The organism is Klebsiella sp. CN_Kp073 (assembly GCF_040065495.2).
In the GTDB taxonomy this organism is placed as follows: domain Bacteria; phylum Pseudomonadota; class Gammaproteobacteria; order Enterobacterales; family Enterobacteriaceae; genus Klebsiella; species Klebsiella aerogenes.
On record NZ_CM198051.1, the window covers coordinates 1,129,015 to 1,144,852 of the forward strand.

At 60.1% G+C, this 15,838-nt stretch carries 15 protein-coding genes; 5 read left to right on the forward strand and 10 right to left on the reverse strand.

Translation table 11 applies throughout. The annotated features are described in order from the left end of the window. Positions 1–262 precede the first annotated feature (262 nt). The 10 genes from ABLV66_RS05455 to hypA form a co-directional block, all read right to left on the reverse strand. On the reverse strand, positions 263–1,117 hold the full coding sequence (locus tag ABLV66_RS05455; protein WP_045395370.1) for a metal ABC transporter permease: 855 nt from the start codon (positions 1,115–1,117) through the stop codon (positions 263–265). Next, positions 1,111–1,959, reverse strand: a complete 849-nt coding sequence (gene sitC / locus ABLV66_RS05460; RefSeq protein ID WP_015370015.1) for an iron/manganese ABC transporter permease subunit SitC — start codon at positions 1,957–1,959, stop codon at positions 1,111–1,113. The genes ABLV66_RS05455 and sitC overlap by 7 nt, the downstream gene beginning before the upstream one ends. After that, positions 1,956–2,777: a manganese/iron ABC transporter ATP-binding protein gene (locus ABLV66_RS05465; RefSeq protein ID WP_047044102.1), complete on the reverse strand. Its 822-nt coding sequence runs from the start codon at positions 2,775–2,777 to the stop codon at positions 1,956–1,958. Before ABLV66_RS05465 ends, sitC begins: the two co-directional genes overlap by 4 nt. Continuing rightward, entirely contained in the window at positions 2,774–3,691 is a 918-nt protein-coding gene (locus ABLV66_RS05470; protein ID WP_045395373.1) for a metal ABC transporter substrate-binding protein, read from the reverse strand. The genes ABLV66_RS05465 and ABLV66_RS05470 overlap by 4 nt, the downstream gene beginning before the upstream one ends. Positions 3,692–4,101: 410 nt before the next feature. Further along, on the reverse strand, positions 4,102–6,174 hold the full coding sequence (gene flhA, locus ABLV66_RS05475; RefSeq protein ID WP_063416275.1) for a formate hydrogenlyase transcriptional activator FlhA: 2,073 nt from the start codon (positions 6,172–6,174) through the stop codon (positions 4,102–4,104). A 137-nt stretch (positions 6,175–6,311) separates the two neighbouring features. Next, positions 6,312–7,322 (reverse strand): hydrogenase expression/formation protein HypE, encoded by a 1,011-nt coding sequence (hypE, locus tag ABLV66_RS05480; RefSeq protein ID WP_047067151.1) that lies wholly within the window; start codon positions 7,320–7,322, stop codon positions 6,312–6,314. Then, complete coding sequence (hypD, locus tag ABLV66_RS05485) at positions 7,319–8,440, reverse strand: hydrogenase formation protein HypD (RefSeq protein ID WP_047044106.1); 1,122 nt, start codon at positions 8,438–8,440, stop codon at positions 7,319–7,321. Before hypD ends, hypE begins: the two co-directional genes overlap by 4 nt. Continuing rightward, positions 8,440–8,712, reverse strand: coding sequence for a HypC/HybG/HupF family hydrogenase formation chaperone (locus ABLV66_RS05490; RefSeq protein WP_015703264.1), 273 nt, complete (start codon positions 8,710–8,712; stop codon positions 8,440–8,442). The genes hypD and ABLV66_RS05490 overlap by 1 nt, the downstream gene beginning before the upstream one ends. Beyond that, positions 8,703–9,575: a hydrogenase nickel incorporation protein HypB gene (hypB, locus tag ABLV66_RS05495; protein ID WP_063416270.1), complete on the reverse strand. Its 873-nt coding sequence runs from the start codon at positions 9,573–9,575 to the stop codon at positions 8,703–8,705. Before hypB ends, ABLV66_RS05490 begins: the two co-directional genes overlap by 10 nt. A gap of 6 nt (positions 9,576–9,581) precedes the next feature. After that, on the reverse strand, positions 9,582–9,926 hold the full coding sequence (gene hypA / locus ABLV66_RS05500; protein WP_315711300.1) for a hydrogenase maturation nickel metallochaperone HypA: 345 nt from the start codon (positions 9,924–9,926) through the stop codon (positions 9,582–9,584). Between the two features lie 212 nt (positions 9,927–10,138). On the opposite strand from hypA, the gene hycA reads away from it, so the two are divergent. The 5 genes from hycA (at position 10,139) to hycE (ending at position 15,754) form a co-directional block, all read left to right on the forward strand. Beyond that, a complete protein-coding gene (gene hycA, locus ABLV66_RS05505; RefSeq protein ID WP_015370024.1) occupies positions 10,139–10,588 on the forward strand; it encodes a formate hydrogenlyase regulator HycA in 450 nt (149 codons plus the stop codon). 82 nt (positions 10,589–10,670) lie between these two features. After that, positions 10,671–11,279: a 4Fe-4S dicluster domain-containing protein gene (locus ABLV66_RS05510; RefSeq protein WP_047044110.1), complete on the forward strand. Its 609-nt coding sequence runs from the start codon at positions 10,671–10,673 to the stop codon at positions 11,277–11,279. Beyond that, positions 11,276–13,102 (forward strand): formate hydrogenlyase subunit 3, encoded by a 1,827-nt coding sequence (gene hycC, locus ABLV66_RS05515; RefSeq protein ID WP_348876972.1) that lies wholly within the window; start codon positions 11,276–11,278, stop codon positions 13,100–13,102. The genes ABLV66_RS05510 and hycC overlap by 4 nt, the downstream gene beginning before the upstream one ends. Positions 13,103–13,104: 2 nt before the next feature. After that, complete coding sequence (locus ABLV66_RS05520) at positions 13,105–14,028, forward strand: respiratory chain complex I subunit 1 family protein (RefSeq protein WP_348876971.1); 924 nt, start codon at positions 13,105–13,107, stop codon at positions 14,026–14,028. A gap of 16 nt (positions 14,029–14,044) precedes the next feature. Further along, on the forward strand, positions 14,045–15,754 hold the full coding sequence (gene hycE, locus ABLV66_RS05525) for a formate hydrogenlyase subunit HycE (protein ID WP_015370028.1): 1,710 nt from the start codon (positions 14,045–14,047) through the stop codon (positions 15,752–15,754). Positions 15,755–15,838 lie beyond the last annotated feature (84 nt).

Genomic DNA, 15,838 nt, shown 5'->3' on the forward strand with positions numbered 1-15,838 from the left:
GCAACTTTTTTAAGGGGTTTTCCCGGACGCGGCGCGTTGCGCCTTCTCCGGGCTACCAAATCGCACAGCGCTGTAGCCCCGGTAAGCGGCAGCGCCACCGGGGGTTTTGAGATCGCCAACACCGGCAGTTTCGGTCAGCATGGTGAATAAATTAAAGGCAAGCCGCACGGACTGTAGGCCGGATAAGCGTAGCGCCATCCGACAATTCTCCCTGCTCGCGCTGCGTTTAGCAGGGCTACAGCTCCTGGCATTCATGCTGGCGTTAGCCGCTACCGGAGAGCGTTGCTGACGCCTTCTGTTTCTGACCGTCACGGATCGTGCTGGCGACAAAGGCCAGCACGAACAGCGCGGTAAACAGCACCACGATGGTTGGCGCCGGCGCGCTATCGAGATAAAACGACAGCCAGACGCCCGCCAGCGAACAGCCCACGGCGATTACCGTTGCCAGCAATAATGCGCTGACAAAGCGCCGCGTCAGCAGCAGAGCGATAGCGCCGGGCGCTATCAGCAGCGAAATCGACAGAATAATCCCCACCGACTTTAACGTCGCGACGATAGTCAGGGCGATCATGCACAGCAGGCCATAATGCAGCAGCCCGCAGCGCAGGCCGCTGGCTTTGGCCTGATTCGGATCAAAAGCGTGCAGTAAAAAATCGCGCCACTTTAGCCCGATAATCAGCGCAATCGCCAGCGCAATCACCGCCGTTTGCCCGATATCGCTGGCGGATATTCCCAGCATATCGCCAAACAGAATATGGTCGAGATGGACCTCGGATTGAATCGCCACGTACAGCACCAGCCCGGCGCCGAACATCCCCGAGAAGACGATCCCCATAATGGTATCGCGCTTGATGCGGCTGTTATCGTCGAGAAAACCGGTGGCGACGGCGCAAAATAAGCCGGCAATAAACGCGCCGATGGCGAAGGGGATGCCGATAATGTAGGCCACCACCACGCCGGGGAACACCGCGTGGCTCATGGCATCACCCATCAGCGCCCAGCCTTTTAACACCAGAAATACCGACAGCAGTGCGCAGGGGACGGCGACGATCGTCGCCACCAGCATCGCGTTGACCATAAACGGAAACTGTAATGGTTCAAGGAGCATCGTTAGCATGAGGCCTCCCTGGCGCGGCGGCGGTTGGCCAGCAGGCCGTGCTTCGGCGCGAAGACAAAGGTGGCTAAGAACAGCAGCGTCTGCGCCACCACGATGATGCCGCCGGTGGCACCATCAAGATAGTAGCTCAGCCACGCGCCGAAGAAGCTGGTCAGGCTGCCGATAGCGACGGCAATGGCCAGCAGACGCGGGAAGCGGTCGGTTAACAGCCAGGCGGTGGCGCCGGGCGTCACGACCAGACAGATGACCAGAAACGCGCCGACGGTTTGCAGCGCCGCCACGGTGCAGGCAGCCAACAGAGTGAAGAACAGCAGCTTCAGGCCGCTGGTGTTAAGGCCAATTGAGCGGGCATGGTTCTCATCGAAGAAGGTGACCATCAGGTCTTTCCACTTCAGCAACAGGATCGCCATCGAAATAAAGCCAATCGCCGCCAGCTGGATAATATCTTCCGGAGCGATGGCGAGAATGTTGCCGAGAATAATGGTTTGAATGTTCACCGAGGTCGGATTCAGCGACACCATAAACAGGCCGATGCCGAAAAACGATGAGAAAATCAGCCCGATGATGGCGTCCTCTTTAAGCCGCGAACGCTGGTTAAGAAACAGCATGCTGCCTGCCGCCAGGCCGCCGGAGAGAAACGCGCCGAGCGCAAAGGGCAGGCCGAGCATATAAGCGCCGGCGACGCCGGGAACGATCGAGTGGGAGAGGGCGTCGCCAATCAGCGACCAGCCTTTGAGCATCAGGTAGCAGGAGAGAAAGGCGCAGACGCCGCCGACTAATGCCGAGACCCACATCGCGTTGAGCATGTATTGATAGCCAAACGGCTCCAGCAGCCAGCTCATCGTTGGCCCCCCGCCGCGCGATGGCTGATAAACGGCCGCTCATCGTCGGTAATAATGCGTTCTTCCGCACCGGTGAGTGTGACGTGACGCAACACGCCGCTGAAGGCCAGCTCCAGGTTCTCGGCGGTGAAGGTGGTCTCCGTCGGACCGCTGGCCAGTACGGTGCCTTTCACCATCACCGTGTAATCGCAAAATTCGCTGACTGAACCGAGGTTATGGGTAGAGACCAGCATGGTACAGCCTTCGTCGCGCAGTTCTCGCAGCAGGGTGATGATCCGCGCTTCAGTCTGCACATCGACGCCGGTAAACGGCTCATCGAGCAGGATCACTTTGCCTTCCTGAGCAATGGCGCGGGCGAGAAACACGCGCTTTTTCTGCCCGCCGGAGAGCTCACCAATTTGTCTTTTGCGGTATTCGCTCATCCCTACGCGGGCCAGCGCGGCATCGACAATCTGCCGGTCGCGGGGCTTCGCCCGCCGCAGCCAGCCCATATGACCATAGCGGCCCATCATTACTACATCTTCCACCAGCACAGGAAAGGACCAGTCCACCTCTTCCGATTGTGGTACGTAGGCGACAAGGTTTTGCCGGAGCGCGCGGTTGACCGGCTGGCCGAGAATGGCGATATCGCCGTGGCCGACGCGCACGAAGCCCATCAGCGCTTTGAACAACGTCGATTTACCGGAACCGTTGACCCCCACCAGCGCGGCAATCGATCCGCGCGGTACGCTGAACGTTGCATCGCGAAGGGCGGTGTGGCCGTTGCGATAGGTCACCGTGACCTGGTCGACGATAAGTCCCGCTTGTGGCGCAATCATGACTGTTTCCTCAGGCCATCGTTGATCCCTTTGACGATGGTTTCGGTGGTGACGCGCAGCAGGTCAAGATAGGTCGGCACCGGGCCGTCGGCGGCGCTCAGCGAGTCAACATACAGTACGCCGCCATAGTGGGCGCCGGCTTCACGGGCGACCTGTCGCGCCGGTTTGTCGGAGATGGTGCTTTCACTGAAGATGGTCGGGATATGCTCCTTCTTCATGGTGTCGATGGTTTTGCGCACCTGCTGCGGCGTGCCCTGCTGGTCGGCGTTAATCGGCCACAGATAACGCTCCTGCAGGCCGTTATCGCGCGCCAGATAGGAGAATGCGCCTTCGCTGGTGACCAGCCAGCGTTTGTCCGCCGGCAGTTTCGCCAGTTCGGCCTTCAGCGGCGCCATGGTCTGGCGGATTTTATCTTTGTAGGCCTCGGCGTTACGGCGATAGGTGTCGGCATTGACGGGATCGTATTTCACCAGCGCATCGCGAATATTATCGACGTAGATCAGCGCATTATCCGCCGACATCCAGGCGTGCGGGTTGGGCTTGCCGTTGTAGGGGCCATCGCTGATGCCCATCGGCTGAATACCGTTGCTGACCACGACTTCCGGTACGCCGTTCAGGTGCTGATAAAAACGGGCGAACCACAGTTCGAGGTTGAGACCGTTGGCGAGAATAAGCTTCGCCCCCTGCGCGCGTTTGATGTCGCCCGGCGTCGGCTGATATTCGTGAATTTCCGCGCCCGGTTTGGTGATTGAGCTGACGTCAGCGGCGTCGCCGGCGACGTTCTGCGCCATATCGGCGATCACGGTGAAGGTGGTAATGACTTTGAATTTTTCTTGCGCCTGAGCGGGGGCGATAGCAAGCAGCGCTAATGCGGCGGAGAACAACAGGTGCTTGAATGGCGGCAGATGCGGCATAGGATCCCTCACGGTATTGCGATTAATTAATCATCGTTTATAGCCTTTGCTATGTTATATAGCACAAGCTATTTATAAATGAAAATAATTCTTATTTAGATGTTGGGGTAATGATTAGGTTGAGAAGGATTTGGCTGGGAGGGGTAATCCGGGTTCGGTCCGGTATTCGATGGGTCGCTGCGTTATTTTGTCGGATGGCGCTACGCTTATCCGACCTACGGTCCATGCGCGATTTGGTAGCCCCGGTAAGCGTAAGCGCCACCGGGGAGAGCGCAAGCGGTTGTGCCGTTATTTTGTCGGATGGCGCTACGCTTATCCGACCGACGGTCCTGTGCGATTTGGTAGCCCGGAGAAGGCGCAATGCGCCGCCTCCGGGAAAATCCCTCCGCCATGAGAGACATATCGCCGGGCTAGACTAATCGATCCTTATTAATGCCTAAACGCTTCATGCGCGACAGCAGCGTCGTGCGCTTGAGCCCCAGGCGCTGGGCGGCGCCTTTTGGCCCGGCCACCACGCCGTTACTCTCTTTCAATACCCGGACGATCAGCTGATATTCATCTTCGCCTTCCTCCGGCAGCACTTCCGGCGCCAGCGTCTCCTGTTCAATATGCATTTCCGGCAGCGACAGTTGCAGTACGTTGCCGCGGGTTAACAACACCGCGCGCTCGACGACGTTTTCCAGCTCGCGCACGTTGCCTGGCCACTCCATGCGCGAAAGCGTGCGCAGGGTCTCCGCCGGAATACTGTCGATGTTGCGCCCCAGACGGCGGGCGATTTTGAAGGTGAACGCTTTCACCAGCAGCGGAATATCGTCCGGCCGTTCGCGCAGCGGCGGCAGGTGGATCGGGAACACATTGAGCCGATAGTAAAGATCGCTGCGGAATTCACGATCGATAACCATCTGTTTGAGATCGCGGTTGGTGGCGGCGATCAGCCGTACATCGGTCTGAATCAGTTTATTACTGCCCAGGCGTTCGAATTCCTGCTCCTGAAGAACGCGCAGCAGCTTCGGCTGCAGCTCCAGCGGCATATCGCCGACTTCATCGAGGAACAGCGAGCTTTTGTCCGCCAGTTCGAAGCGGCCGATGCGCTGGGCGCTGGCGCCGGTAAAAGCGCCGCGCTCGTGGCCGAAAAGATCGCTTTCCAGCAGGCCCGCGGGCATCGCCGCGCAGTTCATTTTCACCATCCGTCGGCCGTTGCGTCCGCTCAGGTTATGAATAGCGCGGGCAATCAACTCCTTACCGGTGCCGGTTTCACCGAGGATCAGCACCGTACTGTCGCTCTGCGCCACCATCTCCACCTGCTTGAGCACGCTGTGCATCGCTTCGCTGCGACCGATGATTTCGCCAAACTCGCTTTCGACGTTGTTGAGCTGTTCGGTGAGCGCCAGGTTTTCATCCACCAGCCGTTCTTTCAGCCGCTGGATTTCGCGATAGGCGAGGGCATTATCGATAGCTATCGATACGCGCTCGGCGATTTGCCGCAGCAGTTTAAGGTTAGTAGTGGTAAACACCTGCTCATCGCACTGCGCCAGCTTCAGCACCCCGAGCAGCGTATTACCGGACATGAGCGGCAACAGGCATAGGGTCTGGATCTGGTTATCCCACATCTCGAAGAGCATTTTCTCATACGGCGCCAGCGAGTCGTGCTCATGCAGATTGAGCAACAGCATCTCTTTGCTCTTAAACACCCGCTCGGTTAGCGTGCCGGCTTCATCGACTTCGCTTTGGTCGTGGACCGGATGGCTGGCGTCGAGATAGTGGGTGGAGTAGATATTGAGCTTGCCTTTGCGGTTGCTGCGCAGCACCACGCTGATCGCGTCGATGCGGAAATAGCGGTGGATCTCTTTCGCCACCTCGCTGACCAGCTCGTCAATATCGAGGCGCGACAGGACGGCGTTGGTGATGGCCACCAGGATGCGGAAGTTATCGCGCTCGTGGCACAGCAGGTCGTAATCGACGTTGTTGCTGACCCGGTTTTGGATCTGCTCGGTGACGACGGCGACAATCTGCGCGAAAGTATGCAGGCGCTGGGACTCTTTTTCGCTCCATGGCCGGTTGTCGTCGCGGATGAACTCACAACCGCCGAAGATGCGGCCTTCTGCCGCCAGCGGCAGCAGGCAGTAGTAGCCGAATTCCGGGTAAATGCCGCTGGCGGCCAGCTGCGGCCAGGTTTCGGCGAAGGTCGCGTTGTCGCAATGTAGCGCGTCGGGGCGCGACAGCAGGCGGCGTACCGGGCCGTGCGCCAGTACGGTTTCATCTTCGTAGCTTGCCGGCTGCCCGGCGTCGTCGCAGGCGTACCTGGCGGCGCGATGGTTGCCGTGGTTCCACAAGATAATCGCCGCCCGGTCGGCAAGCGCGGATTGCTGCACCAGACGGGTTAGCGTTTCGCTCAGCGCGGCCAGATCGGGCTGCTGTAATAAAATACGGGTGATATCAAACAGACCCTGCTGCCCGAGATCGCCCATTGGTGTATACGACATTGCTTAAGTCCAAAAAGCGCCGCAGCGCGGCGCAGAATAAAGAGATGAATCAAATAATAGTCTGTTAATAAAACAATTGTTGCCGCTTTGAAGTCGCCAGGATAAGGCGGCTGCCGCCCTCCGGGCCGGTTCAGTGGTTAGCAAATTCTTGGCAGCGGCTCGGCGTGGGGAAGATCGAGCGTACGTTTAACGCCATATAACCCGACAGAGCGCACGCCGGCGCGCTCGACAACGTCACCAATTATCGCGGCATTCTGCCCGAGCGGGTGAGACCGTAAATGCTCAAGTACGCGCGGCGCGGCTTCTCTGGCGACGGCAATCACCAGTTTACCTTCGTTGGCGAAATTCAGGGCGTCGAGCCCCAGCAGTTCGCAGACGCCGCGCACCGTATCGTTGACCGGCAGCTTCGCTTCATGCAGTTCGATACCGCAGCCGCTGGCGGCGGCAAACTCGTGCGCCACCGCATTGACGCCGCCGCGGGTGGCGTCGCGCAGCGCTTTGATGCCCGGAATCTCGCGCAGGGTCTGGATAAGCGGCGTCAGCACCGCGCAGTCGCTGGATAATGCGCCGTCCAGCCCCAGCTGTTCGCGCAGGTTAAGAATGGTGGCGCCGTGATCGCCGAGCGTGCCGCTGACCAGCAGCACATCGCCGGCGCTAATCTGCTGCGCTCCCCAGTGAATATCGCCGGGGATGGCGCCAATACCGGCGGTATTGATGAATATTTTATCTGCCGCGCCGCGCGGCACCACTTTGGTATCGCCGGTCACAATGGCAATCCCTGCTTGCTGAGCGGTAGTTGCCATGCTGCGCACCACCGCTTCCAGCGTCGCCATCTCCAGCCCCTCTTCGAGAATAAACCCGCAGGAGAGATAGCGTGGCACGGCGCCGCTGACCGCCACGTCGTTGGCGGTGCCGCAAATTGCCAGTTTGCCGATATCGCCGCCGGGGAAAAATAACGGATCAATGACGTAGCTGTCCGTTGAGAAGGCCAGCCGATCGCCCTGGGCGGCAAGCCCGGCGAGATCTAAACGCGCCTGATCTTCCTGTTCGGCCAGCCAGGGGTTGGCGAAGGCCTGCATAAACAGCTCGCCAATGAGTTGCTGCATCGCCTGACCGCCGCTACCGTGAGCTAACTGAATGCTTTTCATGCTTTATTTTCCTGACTGCGATATTGATACCAGGCGGCGCAGGCGCCCTCTGAGGAGACCATCAGCGCGCCAAAGGCGCTCTGCGGGTTGCAGACGCGACCAAACAGCGGGCACTGGTGTGGTTTACAACGCCCGGTCAGCACTTCACCGCAGCGGGCGCGCGGGTCGTCGCAAACGCGCTGCGGCGCCGGGCGGAAATGGGCCTCGGCGTCAAAGCGTTGATAATCTGGCGTCAGGCAAACGCCGGAATCGTTGATCGTCCCCAGGCCGCGCCATTCGCTATCGCCGCTCAGGCAAAAGACCTCGGCGATTGCCGCCTGCGCCAGCGCGTTACCGGCATCCGGCACCACGCGACGGTACTGATTCTCTACCTGACTGCGCTGCGCTATTTTCTGCTCAACCAGCATGATCACGCCTTGCAGTAGATCAAGTGGTTCAAATCCAGCAACGACTAATGGCCGATGATAGTCGCTGGCGATGAAACCGTAGGCGTCGGTGCCAATCACCATACTGACGTGGCCGGGGGCGAGAAACGCATCGATACCGTTGTCCGGCTGGTCCAGCAGGCTGCGCAGCGTCGGCAGCAAGGTGATGTGCTGACAGAAAAAGTAGAAGTTGTCGACGTTGCGCTCGCGGGCCTGACGCAGCGTCAGTGCGGTGGCGGGCATGGTGGTTTCGAAACCGAGACCAAAAAAAACCACCTCGCGCTGCGGATTCTGCTGCGCCAGCCGCAGGGCGTCCATCGGCGAGTAAACGATTCGCACATCGGCGCCGCGACTCTTCGCCTGCAGCAGCGACCCGTTTTTTCCCGGCACGCGCATCGCATCGCCAAAGGTGCAGAAAATCACCTCTGGGCGGCTGGCTATCTCGATACACGCGTCAATGCGGCCCATCGGCAGGACGCACACCGGGCAGCCGGGGCCGTGAATAAATTCAATATTCTTCGGTAATAGCTGGTCGAGGCCGAATTTAAAGATGGCGTGAGTATGACCGCCGCAGACCTCCATCATCCGTAGCGGGCGGGCTTCACTATAGTCCAGCAGCCGGGCGCGCTGCTGCAGATGTTCGACCAGCTGCAGCACCTGCTCCGGCGCGCGGTATTCATCAACAAAACGCATTATCGCTCCTCGCCGTACAGCAGCGCGCCGACGTCCGGTTCAACCTCGAACATGTTTTGCAGCGCCTCGAGGGTATCGCGCGCTTCGGCTTCGTTAATCACGCTCATGGCGAACCCGACGTGTACCAGCACCCACTGGCCGATGCGCGGCTGGCCCTGTTCGTCGACGGCGCCGACCAGCGTCAGATCGACTTCGCGCTGAATGCCACACACTTCAACCTTCGCCATCACGCCGTCAATCGTGCGAATTTGCCCCGGAATGCCTATGCACATCGCTGCGTCTCCAGCCAGTTGAGCCACTGGTCCATGCCTTCGCCACTGGTGGCGGAGAGCAAAATAATCTCGATATGCGGATTCACTTCCCGCGCGCAGGCGAGGCACTTCTCGACGTCAAAGTTGAGGTACGGCAGCAGGTCGACTTTGTTGAGCAGCATCAGGCTGGCGGCGGCAAACATATGCGGATACTTCAGCGGTTTATCTTCCCCTTCGGTGACCGACAGCACCGCCACTTTATGACGTTCGCCAAGGTCGAAGCTGGCCGGGCAGACCAGGTTGCCGACGTTTTCGATAAACAGAATGCCGTTATCGCCAGCCGGCAGACGCGCAGAGGCGTCGGCAATCATTTGCGCATCGAGATGGCAGCCCTTGCCGGTATTGACCTGAATCGCCGGCGTGCCGGTGGCGCGGATACGCGCGGCATCGTTGACCGTCTGCTGATCGCCTTCAATGACCGCGCAGTCGACGATGCCTTTCAGGCGCGTCAGGGTTTCGGTGAGCAGGGTGGTTTTACCGGAGCCGGGGCTGGAGACCAGATTCAGCACCAGTTGATTGTTCGCCGCGAAGCGCGCGCGGTTGCGCGCCGCCAGGCGATTGTTTTTATCCAGCACGTCGATTTCGACTTCCAGCATCCGCCGCTGGCTTTGCCCCGGCGCGTGGGTACCCGCTTCGCCGTGGCCGTAATGCAGATCGCCTTGCGCGCTGCGGGTCGGGGCAAAGTTATCGATTTTCACGCCGGTGATGGTCATGGTCTGGCGCGGGGCGGGGGCGAAGGGGGCGCTGCGAAACGCCGAGTGCGGGTTATGTTCATCGCCTTCGATATAAAGGTTGCCTTCTCCGCAGCCGCATGTCGTACACATAATCTTTTACTCCAATTCTAAACGCTGAATCTGTAAGCCATCATCCGCCACGATCTGCAACTGGCCGTTATCGCAGTGCGGGCAGCGGCGGACGTGCTGAGAGACAAGATGCACATACTGCTGACAGCGTTCACACCAGCATTCGGCCTGTTGTTCGGCAATGTGCAACGCGCAGCCTTCCGCCAGCGTGCCGCGGCACACCAGTTCAAAACAGAAGGTGAGGGCGCTGGCCTCCACGCAGGAAAACGCGCCGACCTTCAGCCACACGCCGGTGACCCGGCGCGCGCCGTTTTGCCGCGCCTGTTGCTCAATAATTTCCAGCGCCCGCTGGCTTAGCGTGATTTCGTGCATGTTGGCCTCCGTTAATACTATGGCGGCTATATGCAATAACGATGCCAGGAGACCATAAACGGTGGGGGAACTGTCGATGACGACGACGTGCGGCTGTCATCGACATGTCGTGATGGCGCGCGAGTTTTTAATAATTCATTTAAATTCAAATAAATAAATATTGGCATGGAAAATGCTTAACCGGTGCATCTCATGTAACGGGAGGATCCGGGATGACAATTTGGGAATTAAGTGAAAAGGCGGACTACATCGCCGATCGTCACCGCCAGCATCAGGAGCAGTGGCACACCTACTGCAACTCGCTGGTTCAGGGCATCACCCTGTCGAAAGCGCGTCTGCATCACGCGATGAGCTGCGCGCCGGACAAAGAGCTGTGCTTCGTGCTGTTCGGCCACTTTCAGGTATATGTCGCGCTGGCGGAAGGCTTTAACAGCCACACCATCGAATACTACGTAGAAAGCAAAAATGGCGATGACAAACGGCTGATCGCCCAGGCGACGCTGGATGCGGAAGGCGTAATTGACGGTCGCATCAGTAACCGTTCCCGCGAAGCGGTGCTGGAACACTACCTGGCGATCATCGCCACCGTCTATGACCGTCTGTATGAGGCCATGGAGCGCGACCAGCCGGTGGATTTAAGCCATCTGGCGCAGGTCCATTAATTGTGAAGTGTCGACAAGTGTCGAAACCGACACCTGCGCGGCCTGATTTCGTCAAAAGTGACTTTCACCCGAGGATGACCCGGTGAACCGTTTTGTAATTGCTGATTCCAGCGTCTGTATTGGCTGCCGCACCTGCGAAGCCGCCTGTTCCGAGACGCACCGCCAGTATGGCCTGCAAAGTATGCCGCGCCTGCAGGTCATGCGTAATGAAAAAGAGTCTGCGCCGCAGATGTGCCACCACTGTGAAGACGCGCCCTGCGCCGCGGTGTGCCCGGTCAACGCCATTACTCGCGTTGACGGCGCGGTACAGCTCAATGAAAGCCTGTGCGTGAGCTGCAAACTGTGCGGCATCGCCTGCCCGTTCGGCGCGATTGAATTCTCCGGCAGCCGCCCGTTGGATATTCCCGCCAACGCTAACACGCCGATGGCGCCCGCCGCGCCGCCGGCTCCGGCCCGCGTCAGCTCGCTGCTCGACTGGGTGCCTGGCGTTCGCGCTATCGCCGTGAAATGCGACCTCTGCCACTTTGATGAGCAGGGCCCGGCCTGCGTGCGGACCTGCCCGACCAAAGCCTTACTGCTGGTGGATATTCGCGATATTGCTAAGTCCAGCAAGCGTAAGCGCGAACTGACCTTTAATACCGACCTCGGCGATTTGTCGCTGTTTCAGGCGCAACAAGGGGGCGTGAAATGAGCGTGGTTGCATTAGTGAATCAGGCGGTTGCCTGGTATGCCGCCAGCGCGGTGCTGGCGTTTTTGTTTAGTCTGCGTAAACCGCTGAGCGGCGCGATTGCCGGGATCGGCGGCGCGGTCGCCAGCGCGATGTTAATCGTCGCCGGTTTCTCGGCGCTGATCGCGCCGGAGCGGATCAACGGCGGCATGCTGCAGTATCTGCATCTGGCGATGCGGGTGGGCGGGATTAACGCTCTGTGGCTGTTGGCCATCGGCCTGTCGGCGCTGCCGATTTCGCTGTTTAACATTTCCTGGCATCGTCATCCGCAGGTCAAATCGAATGGCCTGCTGGTTAACCTGCTGCTGGCTGCCGCCACCTGCGCGGTGGTGGTGACTAACTTCGGCAGCCTGGTGGTGATGGCGGAAATCATGGCGCTGTGCGCCGCGTTTCTCACCGGTTGCGCGCAGTCCGGCAAACTGTGGTTTGCGCTGGGGCGTCTCGGTACCCTACTGCTGGCGTGGACCTGCTGGCTGGTGTGGTCGTTCTACGGCACTCTCGATCTGGCGGCGATTAGCCAGCTGGCCGCCGGCGCGCCGCAGAACATGGCGCTGTGGCTGCCGGGTCTGCTCGGTTTTGCCCTGCTCGCCGGGGTGATCCCGCTGCACGGCTGGGCGCCGCAGGCGCATGCGGGCGCCAGCGCCCCGGCCGCCGCGCTGTTTTCAACGGTGGTGATGAAGGTCGGTCTGTACGGCATCCTGACCGTGTCGCTGGCAGGTAGCGTGCCGCCGCTGTGGTGGGGCGTGCTGCTGCTGGTGTTGGGGATGATTACCGCCTTTATTGGCGGGCTGTACGCGCTGATGGAACATAACATCCAGCGCCTGCTGGCTTACCACACTCTGGAAAACATCGGCATTATTCTGCTTGGCCTCGGCGCCTTCGTCACCGGTATTGCCACCGGCAACAATGCGCTGATGGTGCTGGGCTTTATCGGCGGCATGTACCACCTGATCAACCACAGCCTGTTCAAAACCACGCTGTTCCTTGGCGCGGGGGCGGTGTGGTTCCGTACCGGGCATCGCGATATCGAGAAGCTGGGCGGCATCGGTAAAAAAATGCCGCTGATTTCACTCGCCATGCTGGTGGGGCTGATGGCGATGGCCGCGCTGCCGCCGCTGAACGGCTTTGCCGGCGAATGGGTTATCTATCAATCCTTCTTCAAGCTGAGCACCGGCGAGGTGTTTATCGGCCGTCTGCTGGGGCCGCTACTGGCGGTTGGCCTGGCGATTACCGGGGCGCTGGCGGTGATGTGTATGGCCAAAGTCTACGGTGTCACCTTCCTTGGCGCGCCGCGCAGTCAAGAGGCGGAAAACGCCACCTGCGCGCCCTGGCTGATGACCTTAAGCGTGGTGCTGGCCGCCGCGTGCTGCGTCATCGGCGGCGTGGCGGCGCCGTGGCTGTTGCCGCTGGTCGGCCACGTCATTCCGGTTCCGGCGCAGGCCACTAGCGTCGTATCGCAGCCGCTGATCGCCATTCTGCTGATTGCCTGTCCGCTGCTGCCGTTCCTGCTGATGATCTTCTTCAAAGGCGACCGCCTGCCGGCGCGCTCACGCGGCGCGGCGTGGGTCTGCGGCTACGATCATGAACAATCGATGGTGGTCACCGCCCACGGCTTCGCCATGCCGGTGAAAGAAGCCTTTGCGCCGCTGCTGAAGCTGCGTCACTGGTTGAATCCGGTACGGCTGGTGCCCGGCTGGCAGAACGCCGCTGCGCCCGCCTTGCTGCGCGGCGTGGCGCTGATCGAGCTGGCGGTACTGGTGGTGATTGTGATTTCGCGAGGAGCCTGAGAGTGAACCTATTCGTTGCATTAATACAGGCGCTGGTACTGTTTGCCGTCGCGCCGCTGCTGTCCGGCCTGACCCGCGTTGCCCGCGCGCGCCTGCATAACCGCCGCGGGCCGGGCGTACTGCAGGAGTATCGGGATATCCTGAAACTGCTGGGTCGCCAGAGCGTGGGCCCGGACGCTTCCGGCTGGGTATTCCGCCTGACGCCGTTTGTGATGGTCGGCGTGATGCTGACCATCGCCGCCGCGCTGCCGGTAGTGACCGTAGATTCACCGCTGCCGGGGCTGGGCGACCTGATTACGCTTATCTACCTGTTCGCCATCGCCCGTTTCTTCTTCGCCATTTCCGGCCTGGATACCGGTAGTCCGTTCACCGCTATCGGCAGCAGCCGTGAAGCGATGCTCGGCGTGCTGGTCGAACCGATCCTGCTGCTTGGGCTGTGGGTCGCGGCGCAGGTATCCGGCTCCACCCATATTAGCGCGATTACCGACACCATTTACCACTGGCCCGCCGCGCGCAGCATCCCGCTGATCCTTGCGCTGTGCGCCTGCGCTTTCGCCACCTTTATCGAAATGGGCAAACTGCCGTTCGATTTAGCCGAGGCCGAACAGGAGCTGCAGGAAGGGCCGCTTTCCGAGTACAGCGGCAGCGGTTTTGCGGTGCTGAAGTGGGGCATCAGCCTGAAACAGCTGGTGGTGCTGCAGATGTTCGTCGGCGTATTTATCCCGTGGGGACAGATGACCAGCTTTAGCGCGCCAGGCCTGCTGCTGGCGCTGGTGGTCGCCATCGTCAAGCTGGTAGCGGGAGTGCTGATTATCGCGCTCTTCGAAAACAGCATGGCGCGTCTACGCTTCTGCGCCACTTCCCGCGTCACCTGGGCCGGGTTTGGTTTCGCCTTTTTAGCTTTCGTCTCCTTGCTGGTGGCGTGATTAAGAGAATTTGAGCATGTCTGAAGAAAAAATCGGTCAACACTATCTTGCGGCGCTGCACCAGGCCTTTCCTGGCGTGGTGCTGGACGAAGCCTGGCAGACCAAAGATCAGCTAACCGTCACCGTGAAGGTTAACTACCTGCCGGAAGTGGTCGAGTTCCTGTACTACAAACAGGGCGGCTGGCTGTCGGTACTGTTCGGCAACGACGAACGTAAGTTGAACGGCCACTATGCGGTTTACTACGTGCTGTCGATGGAGCAGGGCACTAAATGCTGGATCACCGTGCGCGTGGAAGTCGATGCCAACAAACCGGAATATCCGTCGGTGACCCCGCGCGTGCCGGCGGCGGTATGGGGCGAGCGCGAAGTGCGCGATATGTACGGTCTGGTGCCGGTGGGCCTGCCGGACGAGCGCCGCCTGGTGCTGCCGGACGACTGGCCGGATGAACTCTATCCGCTGCGTAAAGACAGCATGGACTACCGCCAGCGCCCGGCGCCGACCACCGACGCGGAGACCTACGAGTTCATTAACGAGCTCGGCAGTAAGAAAAACAACGTGGTGCCGATTGGCCCGCTGCACGTCACCTCCGATGAGCCTGGACACTTCCGTCTGTTTGTCGACGGCGAGAACATTATCGACGCCGATTACCGCCTGTTCTATGTCCATCGCGGCATGGAAAAGCTGGCGGAAACCCGCATGGGTTACAACGAAGTAACGTTCCTGTCGGACCGGGTATGCGGCATCTGCGGCTTTGCCCACAGCACCGCCTATACCACCTCGGTGGAGAACGCGATGGGCATCGTGGTGCCGGAGCGCGCGCAGATGATCCGCGCCATTCTGCTGGAAGTGGAACGCCTGCACTCGCACCTGCTGAACCTTGGCCTGGCCTGCCACTTCACCGGCTTTGACTCCGGTTTTATGCAGTTCTTCCGCGTGCGCGAAACCTCAATGAAGATGGCGGAGATCCTCACCGGCGCGCGTAAAACCTACGGCATGAACCTGATCGGCGGGATTCGCCGCGATCTGCTGAAAGAGGACATGATCCAGACCCGCCAGCTGGCGCAGCAGATGCGTCGCGATGTGCAGGAACTGGTGGATATGCTGCTCAGCACGCCGAACATGGAACAGCGCACCGTCGGTATTGGCCGTCTGGATCCAGAAATCGCCCGCGACTTCAGTAACGTCGGCCCGATGGTCCGCGCCAGCGGCCACGCCCGCGATACCCGCGCCGATCACCCGTTCGTCGGTTACGGTCTGCTGCCGATGGAAGTCCATAGTGAGCAGGGCTGCGACGTGATTTCTCGCCTCAAGGTGCGTATCAACGAAGTTTATACCGCGCTGAATATGATTGATTTCGGTCTCGACAATCTGCCCGGCGGCCCGCTGATGGTGGATGGCTTCACCTATATTCCGCACCGCTTCGCGCTGGGCTTCTCGGAAGCGCCGCGCGGCGACGATATCCACTGGAGCATGACCGGCGACAACCAAAAACTGTACCGCTGGCGCTGCCGTGCGGCCACCTACGCCAACTGGCCGACCCTGCGCTATATGCTGCGCGGCAACACCGTCTCCGACGCGCCGCTGATTATCGGCAGCCTCGATCCCTGCTACTCCTGTACCGACCGCATGACGGTGGTCGATGTGCGTAAGAAGAAAAGCAAAGTGGTGCCGTACAAAGAGCTGGAGCGCTACAGCATCGAGCGTAAAAACTCGCCGCTGAAATAATTGAGCCATTGCGTGGGGCCCCTCACCCCGACCCTCTCCCCACAGGGGAGAGGGGGAAGGGCAGAGCTGTCCCCTCTCCCTTTC

Excerpts from the sequence above, each read along its gene's own strand:
- ABLV66_RS05455 (WP_045395370.1), bottom strand. The coding sequence starts at position 1,117 with ATGCTAACGATGCTCCTTGAACCATTACAGTTTCCGTTTATGGTCAAC.
- sitC (WP_015370015.1), bottom strand. The coding sequence starts at position 1,959 with ATGAGCTGGCTGCTGGAGCCGTTTGGCTATCAATACATGCTCAACGCG.
- ABLV66_RS05465 (WP_047044102.1), bottom strand. The coding sequence starts at position 2,777 with ATGATTGCGCCACAAGCGGGACTTATCGTCGACCAGGTCACGGTGACC.
- ABLV66_RS05470 (WP_045395373.1), bottom strand. The coding sequence starts at position 3,691 with ATGCCGCATCTGCCGCCATTCAAGCACCTGTTGTTCTCCGCCGCATTA.
- flhA (WP_063416275.1), bottom strand. The coding sequence starts at position 6,174 with ATGTCGTATACACCAATGGGCGATCTCGGGCAGCAGGGTCTGTTTGAT.
- hypE (WP_047067151.1), bottom strand. The coding sequence starts at position 7,322 with ATGAAAAGCATTCAGTTAGCTCACGGTAGCGGCGGTCAGGCGATGCAG.
- hypD (WP_047044106.1), bottom strand. The coding sequence starts at position 8,440 with ATGCGTTTTGTTGATGAATACCGCGCGCCGGAGCAGGTGCTGCAGCTG.
- ABLV66_RS05490 (WP_015703264.1), bottom strand. The coding sequence starts at position 8,712 with ATGTGCATAGGCATTCCGGGGCAAATTCGCACGATTGACGGCGTGATG.
- hypB (WP_063416270.1), bottom strand. The coding sequence starts at position 9,575 with ATGTGTACGACATGCGGCTGCGGAGAAGGCAACCTTTATATCGAAGGC.
- hypA (WP_315711300.1), bottom strand. The coding sequence starts at position 9,926 with ATGCACGAAATCACGCTAAGCCAGCGGGCGCTGGAAATTATTGAGCAA.
- hycA (WP_015370024.1), top strand. The coding sequence starts at position 10,139 with ATGACAATTTGGGAATTAAGTGAAAAGGCGGACTACATCGCCGATCGT.
- hycC (WP_348876972.1), top strand. The coding sequence starts at position 11,276 with ATGAGCGTGGTTGCATTAGTGAATCAGGCGGTTGCCTGGTATGCCGCC.
- hycE (WP_015370028.1), top strand. The coding sequence starts at position 14,045 with ATGTCTGAAGAAAAAATCGGTCAACACTATCTTGCGGCGCTGCACCAG.